The organism is Paraburkholderia sediminicola, from assembly GCF_046027825.1.
In the GTDB taxonomy this organism is placed as follows: domain Bacteria; phylum Pseudomonadota; class Gammaproteobacteria; order Burkholderiales; family Burkholderiaceae; genus Paraburkholderia; species Paraburkholderia sediminicola_D.
This window is the reverse complement of record NZ_JAQQDU010000002.1, coordinates 177059-189047: the sequence shown is the minus strand read 5'-3', so window position 1 is coordinate 189047 and position 11989 is coordinate 177059. Positions and strand designations below refer to the sequence as shown.

The 11989-nt window shown below is 61.4% G+C and carries 13 protein-coding genes; 5 read left to right on the top strand and 8 right to left on the bottom strand.

Annotated features, from left to right (window positions below):
• Positions 1-106: 106 nt before the first annotated feature.
• Together PQQ96_RS02015 and PQQ96_RS02010 are read left to right on the top strand one after the other, a co-directional pair.
• Positions 107-751: a TetR/AcrR family transcriptional regulator gene (locus PQQ96_RS02015; RefSeq protein WP_408288035.1), complete on the top strand. Its 645-nt coding sequence runs from the start codon at positions 107-109 to the stop codon at positions 749-751.
• Complete coding sequence (locus PQQ96_RS02010; protein WP_408288032.1) at positions 748-2001, top strand: glycosyltransferase; 1254 nt, start codon at positions 748-750, stop codon at positions 1999-2001. Before PQQ96_RS02015 ends, PQQ96_RS02010 begins: the two co-directional genes overlap by 4 nt.
• Before the next feature lie 107 nt (positions 2002-2108).
• On the opposite strand, the gene PQQ96_RS02005 is transcribed toward PQQ96_RS02010, so the two are convergent.
• Positions 2109-2885 carry an SDR family NAD(P)-dependent oxidoreductase gene (locus PQQ96_RS02005; RefSeq protein WP_408288030.1) on the bottom strand — a complete coding sequence of 259 codons (777 nt, stop codon included), beginning with the start codon at positions 2883-2885 and terminating at the stop codon, positions 2109-2111.
• A 215-nt stretch (positions 2886-3100) separates the two neighbouring features.
• Here PQQ96_RS02005 and PQQ96_RS02000 point away from each other — a divergent pair, with 215 nt between their 5' ends.
• The gene (locus PQQ96_RS02000) at positions 3101-3682 is read left to right on the top strand and encodes a TetR/AcrR family transcriptional regulator (RefSeq protein WP_408288027.1); all 582 of its coding nucleotides are present in this window, start codon (positions 3101-3103) and stop codon (positions 3680-3682) included.
• Positions 3683-3784: 102 nt separating this feature from the next.
• On the opposite strand, the gene PQQ96_RS01995 is transcribed toward PQQ96_RS02000, so the two are convergent.
• From PQQ96_RS01995 to PQQ96_RS01985, 3 genes are read right to left on the bottom strand one after another with little or no spacing between them, the layout of a single operon-like run.
• Positions 3785-4687, bottom strand: a complete 903-nt coding sequence (locus PQQ96_RS01995) for a metal-dependent hydrolase (RefSeq protein ID WP_408288024.1) — start codon at positions 4685-4687, stop codon at positions 3785-3787.
• 48 nt (positions 4688-4735) lie between these two features.
• Positions 4736-6550 (bottom strand): SDR family oxidoreductase, encoded by a 1815-nt coding sequence (locus PQQ96_RS01990; protein ID WP_408288022.1) that lies wholly within the window; start codon positions 6548-6550, stop codon positions 4736-4738.
• Positions 6551-6561: 11 nt separating this feature from the next.
• Positions 6562-7434 carry a M24 family metallopeptidase gene (locus PQQ96_RS01985; RefSeq protein WP_408288019.1) on the bottom strand — a complete coding sequence of 291 codons (873 nt, stop codon included), beginning with the start codon at positions 7432-7434 and terminating at the stop codon, positions 6562-6564.
• A gap of 273 nt (positions 7435-7707) precedes the next feature.
• Here PQQ96_RS01985 and PQQ96_RS01980 point away from each other — a divergent pair, with 273 nt between their 5' ends.
• Positions 7708-8061 carry a DUF1428 domain-containing protein gene (locus PQQ96_RS01980; RefSeq protein ID WP_408288016.1) on the top strand — a complete coding sequence of 118 codons (354 nt, stop codon included), beginning with the start codon at positions 7708-7710 and terminating at the stop codon, positions 8059-8061.
• 82 nt (positions 8062-8143) lie between these two features.
• Here PQQ96_RS01980 and PQQ96_RS01975 read toward each other — a convergent pair whose 3' ends face one another.
• The 3 genes from PQQ96_RS01975 to PQQ96_RS01965 all read right to left on the bottom strand — a co-directional run bounded on the left by PQQ96_RS01975 (position 8144) and on the right by PQQ96_RS01965 (position 9969).
• The gene (locus tag PQQ96_RS01975) at positions 8144-8302 is read right to left on the bottom strand and encodes a hypothetical protein (RefSeq protein WP_408288013.1); all 159 of its coding nucleotides are present in this window, start codon (positions 8300-8302) and stop codon (positions 8144-8146) included.
• 162 nt (positions 8303-8464) lie between these two features.
• A complete protein-coding gene (locus tag PQQ96_RS01970; RefSeq protein ID WP_408288010.1) occupies positions 8465-9391 on the bottom strand; it encodes an ATP adenylyltransferase family protein in 927 nt (308 codons plus the stop codon).
• Positions 9392-9483: 92 nt separating this feature from the next.
• Positions 9484-9969 carry an adenosine-specific kinase gene (locus tag PQQ96_RS01965; RefSeq protein ID WP_408288007.1) on the bottom strand — a complete coding sequence of 162 codons (486 nt, stop codon included), beginning with the start codon at positions 9967-9969 and terminating at the stop codon, positions 9484-9486.
• Between the two features lie 293 nt (positions 9970-10262).
• Between PQQ96_RS01965 and PQQ96_RS01960 the strand changes: the two genes are divergently transcribed.
• Complete coding sequence (locus PQQ96_RS01960; protein WP_074288347.1) at positions 10263-10427, top strand: FmdB family zinc ribbon protein; 165 nt, start codon at positions 10263-10265, stop codon at positions 10425-10427.
• A 138-nt stretch (positions 10428-10565) separates the two neighbouring features.
• On the opposite strand, the gene PQQ96_RS01955 is transcribed toward PQQ96_RS01960, so the two are convergent.
• A complete protein-coding gene (locus PQQ96_RS01955; protein WP_408288004.1) occupies positions 10566-11711 on the bottom strand; it encodes an alpha-hydroxy acid oxidase in 1146 nt (381 codons plus the stop codon).
• Positions 11712-11989: the final 278 nt, after the last annotated feature.

The window sequence follows — 11989 nt, the reverse complement described above, 5'->3', positions numbered from 1 at the left end:
TGTCCAGCCAGGTTGACCGTCGTGTCCGTTGACACGGCTATCGACAACGTGACATCATATTTTTATACGGCGTTCAATTTTGAACGAAGTTTAAAAAGCGAATGTCATGCCCGTTCCCGATTCCTCCGGCCGTCGCGCGCGAAAGCACTCGCAGACACAGGGTCTGCTTGCCGAAACGGCGATACGTCTGTTTGAAACTCACGGCTACGACGCGGTGACGATGGAGCAGATCGCGGCAAACGCAGATGTCGCGAAGGGAACGCTTTACAACCATTTCGCCACCAAAGAAGCGGTGCTGGCGCACTGGATTCACGCGCAGCTTGAGGCGGATCTGATCCGTCTGCAACCGCGTGTCGCACGTCAGACCGGCTTCGTCCCGGCGCTCTCCATGCTGCTGGGCGCGTCGGCGGCCTGGTGCGAAAAACATCGCGCCCTGCTCGTGCCGTACATCCGGTTTCGCTTTCTGAGTCTCGAGGTGTCGGAGCGCGATGAAGATGCTCCGAAGCGCGATATGGCGGACGGCTTTGCGCTGCTGATTGCCAAAGGGCAGGCCTCTGGCGAGTTGCGTGACGACCTCGCCGCAACCCATCTGGCGACGCTTTTTCATCATCTTTACCTCGGGGCGCTCATGCGGTGGCTGACCGTGCCGGGGCTCAGGTTGAAACAGGAGTTCGCGGTAGTCATCGAGCTGTTCGTGAATGGCGCTCGCAGTACTGTTCCTCCGTCCATCAGGAGCCGTCGCAAACCATGAGATTCGTCGTCGTCACTTACGGTACCGAAGGTGATACCCGTCCGCTGGCCGCTTTGTGCGCGGCCTTGATCAGTGCCGGTCATGAAGCCCGGTTGCTCGCCGACCCTGCAACGCTTGGTTCCGCGAAAACATTGGGTGTTCCCGTGACTGCCCTTGCCGGCGATATCAAGGCGACGCTGCAGCCCGCGCTGACGAGCGCCGGTGCCGTCGCAGGAAGGAGCCGCTTCAAAGGCACCGCGAATGCGCTTGCGGGTATTGCGAACCGCAACGCTGAGCACTGGCTCCGCGAAACAGTCAGGGCGGGGGAGGGATGCGATGCCGTTATCGTCTCGGGTCTCGCGGCGTTCGTTGGATTATCGGCGGCTGAATACCTTGGCGTAACGGCCGTCGGCACAGGACTCATCCCCATCACACCGACGGCGGCGTTTGCCTCGCCGTTCTTCCCGCCCTCGCGCGTCCCATCATTCCTGAATCGCGTCAGTCATGAATTCGTCAACGGATTTCTTTGGCGCGCGTTTCGCAAGCGCATCAATGCGGCGCGGGACACTGTTTGCGGCCTTTCTCCGCGGCGCGATCTCTGGACCGATCATCCGATGCTCTATGGCATCTCTCCGAGCCTTCTGCCTCGTCCTGAGGACTGGCCTTCTAACGCGCACATGTGTGGGCAATGGATCGCGCCATCGGCCGGCTGGTCCCCGCCGCAGCATCTGACGGACTTTCTTGCGGAGGGTGAGGCACCGATCTGCGTTGGCTTTGGCAGCATGACGTCTTTCGATACGCAGAAGGCGCTACAGGAAGTGATCACTGCGGCGGGCGGTCGGAGGGTGTTGTTCCATCCCGGATGGAGCGGGGCCGATACTTCAATGCTGCCCGCAAACTTTCATGTGATCGGCGATATGCCTCACGAATGGCTTTTCCCGAGAACGTCCATGGTCATCCATCACGGCGGTTCGGGTACCAGTCACTCGGCGGCGCGGGCTGGCGTTCCCTCCGTTGTGGTTCCTTTTGCCGGGGATCAGTTCTTTTGGGCGGACCGGCTCCGGCGCGCTGGTGTTGCTCCCGGCCCTGTGGACGGAAAGAACCTGCGGGCATCCTCGCTTTCACGCGCAATTGAATTCGCGGAGCGAGCAGAGGTGCGTTCCCGCGCTCGAGCGCTCGGCATACAGATGCAGGCCGAAAACGGTCTGGCCCGGGCCGTCTCCTCTATCGAGGAGATCGTGGCGAGGGAACGGTCCTCACTGCCTGCTTAGTTTGCTACCGTCGGCTTGTCTGGCGTTTCGCAGCTAAACGCCGGTAGCTCAAGGCTGCGCGTCGCAGCCCTGAGCTGATCCGGCGGTGACCGGAAAGTCGTGCCCACTCACCCTTTGCGGAACAAGGGTGCGCCCCATGGCGCACCCGTCGTGCCACCGTCGACGACGATTTCCGCCGCTGTGATTCCCGAAGCATCGTCGGACGCGAGGAAAAGCGCGGCCCTGGCAACTTCCTCGGGCGTGGCGAGGCGAGCCAGCGGAACACGCGGTGCGAGCGCCTCTTCGGTCGCGTCGAGCGTCGCGCCGGCCCGTGCGCCACGCGTCCAGATCGGCGTGCGTGTGCCGCCTGGGATCACGGTGTTGACGCGAATGCCACGCTGCACGAGTTCGGACGCAAACACCTTTGCCATCGCAGTGACGCCAGCCTTCGTGGCGGAATAGGCGGCTGACCCAGGCGAGCCCAGTTCGCGCATCACGGACCCGTTCAATACGATCGAGCCGCCCGCGCTCATCAGCGGGAGGGCCGATTGAACCGTGAGAAAGACGCCGGTGAGATTGGTGCGAAGAATCGCCTCGAACGTAGCGGCGGTCGTGCCGCCAAGCGGTGTCGGCCCGGAGATCCCGGCGTTGGCGAACACGATGTCGAGCGACCCGAATGCTTGCTGGATCTGCTTGAACATCGACGCGATCGCGGTTTCATCGTCGAGATCTGCCTGGATGCCTAACGCGTTTTCGCCGAGCTCGGATACTGCCTGATCCAGTTTTGCGCGATCGCGGCCAGTGATCGCAACACGGGCGCCTTCAGCGATCAAAAGCTTCGCCGCGGCAAAGCCAATGCCGCTGTTGCCGCCGGTTACGAGCGCTGTCTTTCCAGTAAAACGCATGTCCTTCTCCTGTGTATTACGCCGTGAGATCACGTCGAGAGCCATGCGGGCTGACGGCGCGAAAACCTGGTGTTAAAGCCTGTTAGCAGTGCCAGATGGCCGCTGCATCCGAATCAGCATGTGTGCCGTCAACATCTCATTGTGTATGTTGAGCATCATGCAGAAATTCAGTATTATAGTCATCATGCAGATTGTCAAGGGTAGGGAGGCGAAAAATGGGTTATTCGCAGGCACAGAAGGCTGAGAGCAGGCAGCGCGTTCTGGAGACCGCGTCACGGCAGATTCGTGAACACGGCATCGAGGCGCTTGGCGTCGCCGACTGCATGCGCAGTGCGGGGCTCACGCATGGCGCGTTCTACGGCCATTTTTCGTCGCGTGATGCGTTGATCCTGGAAGCGCTCGACCACGCAGTCATCCAGGGCGAGAAGCGCATCGCGTCTCTCGCAACGGGGGCAGGAAAGCATGGGGAAACGCCTCTGCAGTCCATCGCCGAGGGTTTCCTCAGCGAGCGTCACGTGAAGAATCCCGGCAATGGATGTGCGCTGTGCGCACTCGCCGGGGAAGCACGCCATGCGAATCCGGACGTCAGGGAACAGCTCACAAAATACGTGCACAAACTGGCGTCACGCATCGCGCAGGCCGCATCCAGCGACAGCAAAATTCCGGCGCTGGGTATTGTCGCGACCATCGTGGGGGCCATTACGCTTGCGCGCGCAGTGGACGACGACAAACTGGCGAAATCGATTCTGTCCGAGTCGCTCGCACTGGTGATGAGCCAGGACGGCGGGGCGCAGTAGCCTTACCCTGGTGACGGCTGTTCCGCGCCGGCAACGCGCGGTAATGACGCTGACCCAGCCGTCCCCTGATCGCCTCTCTTCGATGTCAGTAACGCCGTCGCATCAATTCGCATCACGCACCCAGTTGCCCCCATGCGCCGCGGCCTGCGCAGCAGGCGAAGTGGCAAGATAAGCCAGCGCCTGTTCGGTAGAACCTTCGTGATGCGGCGTATAGCGCGGATTGAAATAGCGTAGCGCTGCCGCGATCATTTTCCAGAACGACGGCAGGCAGCGGCGGCGCGCTCCAGCGCGCCAGCCGAGGATAAAGCCTCGGTACGTGCCGGCGCCGGGATCGCGCTGATGCATGAAGCGCGCGCCGCGCGTGAGAAAGTACAGCAGAAGGATGACGGTCGACAGCATGTGGAAGCAGCGTTCGAAGTAGGTGCCGCCCATATGCCGGAAGATGTCGAAGGCGACGGTGCGATGCTCGACTTCTTCGGCGCCGTGCCAGCGCAGCAGGTCGAGCATCATTGGGTCGGCATGCGCGGCATCGAGCCCGTCGGCATTGAGCACCCAATTGCCGAGGTATCCGAAGAAGTGCTCCAGCGCGGCGATGACGCCAAGCTGCTGGCGCAGCCAGAAGCGCGTTTTACCGATCTTCAGCCCAAGCGGTTCCTCGCCGAGCAGTTTGCCGAACAGCCAGTCGAGTTTTTTGGTGAAGGGTTGCGTGTCGATGCCGTGGGCCTTGTAGTAGTGCGTAAGAACCCCGCCGTGCGAGCGCGAATGCACCGCTTCCTGCCTGAGGAACCCCTGTGCGTCATCATGCAACGCCGGGTCGGTGATGAGCGGTAGCGCCTTGTTGTAGACGCGGCAGAACCATAGTTCGCCGGCGGGGAACAGCAGGTTCAGCACATTGATGATGTGTGTGCTCGACGGGTCACCGGGAATCCACTGGATAGGCGTCTGGCTCCAGTCGAACTTCACATGGCGTGCCTTGATCTTGTATTGGGTGTGTTCTTCGGTCATGACGGTCTCCGGCGTCCGGTGGGTGATGTCAACGCTGATGTGCTGATGTCAACGCGGCACCATGCTGAGGCGGGCGAGCGCCCGGGCTAGCCAGGGCAGATGGCGCGAGATGAAACGCATGGAATGCGCCTCGATGCCGATGGCGACCACAGGCTTGTTGTGCAAGACCGCGTGGAGTGCTGCTTTCGCGACTGTTTCGGGTTGCAGGCCGCGCATCTGGTAAAGCCTGGTGGCTTTCTGGCGCATGCGTTCCTGGTCCTGGGCGCTGGTGCCGACATACTGGGTCGAGGCCATGATGCCGGTCTCGGCGAAGCCCGGGCAGATCGCGCTGACGCCGATACCGTGTTCCGCGAGTTCTCCGCGCATGCATTCGCTCAACATCAGCACGGCGGCCTTGGTGGTCGCGTAGGCGGGCAGGTCGCGCGAGGGCGCGAAGGCCGCGGCTGAGGCCGTGTTGACGATGTGGCCGCCATTGCCGCGCTTCACCATCTGCCGGGCGAACAGACGCGCACCGTGAATCACGCCCCATAGGTTGACGTGGAGAATCCGCTCCCAGTCCTGCGCCGAGGTGTCGAGCACACCGCCTGCCATGCCGATGCCGGCGTTGTTGACCACGATATCGGCGCCACCCAGTTCCATCCCGATCCAGTTTGCCAGCGCTTCCATTTGATCCGCGCTGCCCACGTCGACCTTGCGCGCGTAGGCCTGTTGGCCTAACAGTTTGACCAGCGTAGCCGTGCGGTCCGCGCTTGCCGCGTCGATATCGACCGCCATCACGGACGCGCCTTGCTTCGCGAACTCCAGTGCAATGCATCGTCCAATGCCACTGCCCGCGCCGGTCACGACCGCGAGCTTGCCGCTAAGTGGTTTGCGCGGGGTGCTCGTACGCGAGGCGTCCATACGCACGCGTTGCAGGGCATCCGGTTCGGTGCCGCCTTCAGTGTGATTGACGAGTTCACGCACCATCCGTGCCATCTGTTCGGCATGGGTGACGGGCACCCAATGCCGCGCGACCAGTTCGCGGCGCCAGTAGGTCGGCACCCAGCGCGACAGATCTTCGGACAGCGCCGGGCTGACGTATTTGTCCAGCGTCGGCACGATCACCTGAACCGGCGCGTGCGCGTAGCGCTTGCGCGGCGTGAACAGGCAGCGGATGAAGTTGGCGCGATACAGCGATACGCCGCGTACGCCGTCCTGCGTTTGTGTCGGACGAGGCGCGATCGTTGTCTTCTCCACTCGACGTAACACCCGCGGCCACGCGCGGCCGAGCCACACGCGCCAGGTCAGGCCGGGGAGCACCGGCAAGTGAAACATCAACACGTACCAGGACCGCACCAGTTGACCCAGGAGCTTGCCGATCGAGCGCGGCGTGGGGCGCAGCAGCCGTGCTCGCATCCAGTAAGCGACGTGGTCGAGACACGGGCCGGAGCATGAGGTGTACGAGGCAATGCGTCCGCGCAAGCGCTCTTCCGTGACGAATTCCCAGCCCTGGATCGAGCCCCAGTCGTGCGCGACCAGATGGACGGCGCGTTGGGGACTTACGGCGTCGATGACGGCGATAAAGTCGTCAGTGAGTTTGTCCAGCCGGTATGCCGACGTGCGTTTTGGCGCAGTGGATTGGCCCGCGCCGCGAACATCGTAGGCAACGACGTGGAAGTCGTTTGCCAGCAGCGCGGCCAGCGAGTCCCAGACTTCGCTGGTGTCCGGGTAACCGTGCACCAGCATCACGGTTGGCCGGGTGGGGTGGCCCCACGCCTTGGCGGCAAGCGTCACGTCGCCCGAGCGCACTGTGAAATCGACACGGTGCATGGTGGGCGGCGCCTCATAGAGCGTGGGCGGTACGGGTTCGGTCAAGAGCTGCATGTTTGCCTCCGTCATGCAGCGAATTGCGTCTGCCTGCGCTGCGCCCAGCGGCGCACATGCGGCAGATCGTCGTCGAGCCAGTAGGCGTCGTCATCGGTGATGACCAGCAGTTCTTCGAACTTGGCCCCTACGCCCTGAAAACCGAGATGCGGCTCGACGGCCCACAGGCCAGGCGTCGGCGCATGATCCGAGCGACGATCGATCGACCATAACGGCGACCAGCCTTCCTTCTTGCCTGCGCTCACCTGGTCGAGGACGAGATTGCGCGTGGCGTTCAGGCCGAAACGCGCCACGAAGCGCGGCTTGGTGGGGTTGTTCAGCTTCGCCACACGATGTGCAAGCACCTTGAACGGATAGGCCTTGTGGCGCGGCTCCACGCCCTGTTTTCTGCACAACTGGTCGACCGCGCGTGCGACGTCCGCAAGCGTGCGCCGTTGCTTCACCATGCTGACGATCAGCTCGCGGTGTTCGGCCAGGTCGTCCTTCAGTTGTTCGAGAATGGGATTCGTACCGAAGCAGGTGGCGTAGCCGACATCGGCGATCACACCGTTCAGCACCGGCGCCACGTCGAGAATGACCGGCATGTTTTCTTCCAGCCGGCGCGAGCTCGGAAAGAAAGCCAGATTGAAGCCGGCCATGTGCGACAGCCCGGAAAATCCCTCGAAGGCGGTACGATCGCCGAACCAGGCGAAGGGTTTGTGCAGCCAGTCATGCACGCCGTGATCCTGCAACCATTCGGTCAGCAGCCGGGCGGCGTCTTTTTCCGTCATGCCCGGCTGGAGCATCTCGCCGACGCGCTCGACGCACCGATAGGCCAGTTGCTGGACTTCGCGGAACTGCGCCAGTTCGTCCACGTTGACGTGTGGAATGGTCTTGTCACCCATACATGCCTCCCGAATATGCTGTCCGACGGTCGCACGGCCGCCTGTCATGATGACATCGATTATTGTTACATTGTTTGATGTAACGATTGGATGCTACACCATGCGAATTGCCCGTCCACTGGTTTTTTCCCTGGGATCGGGTGACGACAACACGATCGTTGTCGATTTCATGGCGTGTCGTTCGTCGTGCTCATAGGAGGAGGGCGGCGGCGCCGGTCCGGGCATCGTCGCTTTCTGCCCCTATTGGACTTTTAGTCAGAAAGGAGCGCGTTCATGACTTACATCGATGGATTTGTCGTGCCTGTAGCCACGGTCGACCGCGAGAAATACATAAAGCAGGCCGAAATGGCCGCGGGCGTTTTTAAGGAGAACGGTGCGTTACAGGTGGTCGAGTGCTGGGGAGACGACGTGCCGGACGGAAAGCTGACTTCGTTTCCGATGGCCGTCAAACGCAAGGATGACGAAACGGTGGTGTTCTCGTGGGTGGTCTGGCCGTCGCGTCAGGTGCGGGATAAAGGCATGAAAGCCGTGATGGAGGATCCGCGGTTGCAGTCTGATGTGAATCCGATGCCTTTCGACGGCAAGCGGCTGATTTACGGTGGCTTCGAGGTCATCGTGGATGTGTGAGAGCTGAAGAGGCGGCGCGGGCCGAAAATGGCCTGGCGCCATTTTCAGGCGCTGCGCCCCTTCAGAAATCAGTTTGCGCCATTCAGTGCTTATGGTGCAGCCAGTTCTTGATCGGATGTGCGTCCAGCCAGCGCGCAACCGGTTGGTCCTTATGTTCCCGCCTGTAGCGGGTGGCTGTAAATACTACGATGCATAGCACCACCACGATTCCTACTACAAAACTGATCATCGACTCGGTCATGGCAACCTCCCTTGAGGTCAGAGCCATGCCTATATTTTAGGTGACCAGAGAAATAGCGACGATCGTTCTGATTCACCTGTACCTGTTTCGCACGGGCCTCTTTCTTGTCGTAGCCCGTGCCATGCTTTATGACCCGCTGCTACGAGTATCGATTGAACCTGCTTAGCCCGATTGCCCCATGACGATAGGGACTGCGACGCGTTGCAGCACGGTCATTGGACCGAGCCGCTCGATGACTTGCATCTGTGCCGCATCTCGCACGAAGAGCGATCCCGCAAACCCCAACGCATTCACCGACATTCCCTCGACACGTTCCGACGACCTTGGCACGAGCAACATCCATCGCGAGGTAACAAGCAGGTTGTACGGTGCTGACTGGTGCAACTCGCCATTCACTTCGATCGCTCGCAAGCCAGCCGCTTCGAGCAACGCGAGGTAGCAATCGAACGCGGCGTTGGCGGCGTGCCTTGCGGCGGCAGGAGCCTGTTCCAGATAGGCGAATGCGTGCCTGAAAGGCAGACCGGGTAGTTTGCCAATCGGGCCCTCCATGCACGCGGTCTCAAGAACAGACTCAATGGGAACTGCCGGACCTGATTCTCCGAGCGGCAGCGGCACGATCTGCAGATGCTTGTGAGGTTGACTCGCACCGGCGTCCGCGCCGCCGTTGTAGAAACCAAGACCATCGAACTCCGCCATGCAGGCGAACCATGCAGCAAAGTCCGCGAGATTGAGCAGCGCTTCCTGCGATTCGAAACAACGGGTCACGATCAGAAGATGATGGTCGATGACGTTGAACTTGTTGAGCAAGGCGACGTGAGTGTCCAAGATATCGGCCACAAAGAGGTTCGGATCATAAGGAAGGAACGGATTGACCGCGCTGCTCGTCCTGGCCGTAACGTTAGGCGCTTGCCGCGCTTCCTCCTTGCGGGCGAGGCTTGAGACCTGGCGGACAAGGAAGCGTATGCCACCTTCTTCAATCACCGCCTGGGTTGTCTCGATCGGTCGCAGTGCGCCACAGCGCAGCGCATGCTCAGTCTGGCGCAGGATGGCCGGCCACAGGGTGCCGGGCTGGAGAGGCAGATGTTCCATGGTTCAGGCAGGCCGGCGCGCACGTCGCGAACACGCACGTCGCACACGCGCATGTCGCACACGCGCATGTCGCGGAATGAGCGTAACCGTGCCTAAGCTTTGTAGCCGATAGCACGTAGCAGGTCCTTTCGCCATTGAACGTCCTCCTCGTTTTCCACGCCGAGCGGCGGGAACCCGTCAACCACACCCAGGATGCCGCGCCCCTGGTCTGTCTCGGCAACCAGAATCTGCGTGGGATTCGCCGTCGCGCAGAAGATCCGGCAAACCTCCGGCACCGCCTTTATCGCATTCAGAACATTGACCGGGAAAAAACCATCGCCCAGAAAGATCACGAAGCAGTGGCCTGCAGCGATGGCCATGGCGTTCTGGCACGCCAACTCGATCAGATCGGCGTCGGTGCCGGACCGGCGCACGAGACGCTTACCCGATGCTTCACAAAAGGCCACACCGAACTTGATACCCGGAACGGTACCGACCATGGCTTCGTGCAGGTCTTCGACTGACTTGATGAAGTGGGTTTGCCCCAGGATGAAGTTCGTCGCTTCGGGTTTGGAGATTGTTACCGTAAGCAGTTGCATATCGGACCTCGCGCTATGGCGCCGGGAACACCGGGGGGAGGCTGCTTTCGTCAGCGGATGCCGGTTCGTCACGTTTCGCAAGCCGGCGATGGCCTTCCACAATCAAGCCTAGTACGAACCCGCCGTCAGCGGAAGCGCGAGTCGCGGGTGGCGTCGTTGTAACCCGTCGGCACCGGCTGAGATAAGGCGCATGACTGCGCATTTGCTGCACTAGAATGGATTGTCACTGTAGTGGATCGTGCTGGCGAGTCGTATCTGGCCAGCGCAGGTGGGATTCGTGTTGGAGGAGAGCCATGCCGACGTACCAATATCGTTGCGAGAAGTGTGGCGAGTTGTTCGAACACGCTGAACACCTCGCTGAACATCAGAGCGCCCATCCGAGTTGTCCGAAGTGCGGAAGCGAGGCGTGTCAGCATGTGCCGACGCCCTTTGTCGCCAAGACATCAAGAAAGAGCTGACATCGCTTACCCCGCATCCGTAGCGGCGTGCTATTTCCGCAGATGAAGTGTGCAGGCGAAGCGCAGGCGTAAGCATGTGCTCACGACAAACGCACTGGCAATCTCCTGCCGCCAGGCGTTTGGCTCTAACGCCTGCCTTCAGCGCCTGTCAGGCAGCAGGATCCGCTCGTCCACCTGACGGATGTCGGTGTGGCCGCAAAAGGCCATGGTGATGTCCAGTTCCTTCTGGATGATCTGCAGGCACTGCGTGACGCCCGCCTCTCCCATTGCGCCCAGGCCATAGAGGAAGCTGCGCCCGATCAGCGTACCTTTCGCGCCGAGCGCAACGGCTTTCAGCACGTCCTGTCCGCTACGGATGCCGCCATCCATCCACACCTCGATACGCGAGCCGACCTCGCGTGCGATCTCGGGGAGCGCCGAGATCGAAGAGGGCGCGCCGTCGAGTTGACGGCCGCCATGGTTGGAGACGATCAACGCGTCAGCGCCGCTGTCGGCGGCGAGGCGCGCATCGTCGACATCCATGATGCCCTTCAGAATGAGTTTGCCGCCCCATTGCTTCTTGACCCACTCGACGTCTGCCCAGCTCAGCGCCGGATCGAACTGCTCGGCGGTCCACGCGCTCAGGGACGACAGATCGCCCACGCCCTTCGCATGACCGACGATGTTGCCGAAGGTGCGCCGCCGGGTGCCGAGCATGCCGAGGCACCAGCGTGGCTTGGTCGCGAGGTTGATGAGGTTCGCCGGGGTCAATTTGGGCGGCGCCGACAGCCCGTTCTTGATGTCCTTGTGTCGCTGGCCGAGGATCTGCAGGTCCAGCGTGAGCATCAAGGCACTGCACCCTGCCGCGCGAGCGCGCTCGATCAAACGCACGATGAAATCGCGGTCGCGCATCATATAAAGCTGGAACCAGAACGGCTTGCTGGTCTGGGCGGCCACGTCCTCGATCGAGCAGATGCTCATCGTGGACAAGGTGAACGGCACGCCGAACTTCTCCGCCGCGCGCGCGGCGAGGATTTCGCCGTCGGCATGTTGCATGCCGGTCAACCCCGTCGGCGCCAGCGCCACGGGCATGGCGGCCTCCTGACCGACCATTTCCGTGCGCGTGCTGCGGCCCGCCATGTTGACCGCCACGCGCTGGCGCAGTTTCAGGCGCTGGAAGTCGCTTTCATTCGCGCGGTAGGTACTTTCGGTCCACGAGCCACTATCGGCGTAGTCGTAGAACATGCGCGGCACACGCCGTTGAGCAAGCACGCGTAAATCTTCGATGCAGGTGATGACAGGCACGGTTTCTCTCAGCGCAGGGAACAGGCGACGAGTGTACGTTCTTGAGCCCGTCGCCCGGTATTCTGGGAATTGCTACCCATTTAATGGACGGGTACGCCGTGTTACGAAGTCGCGTATCCGAGGCGTTCAAAAGCCCTAAGCCGCGCCTGTTCCACACCTTGAACGGGCGCGCGCGTTTCTCACTTCGACTTGACAGCAATATGTCAGATAACGACTTGTAAGAGAGTTGTTGTTTTGTTGTGTAATGTGGTGTTGTGTTGCAATAATCTTTCCGTAAA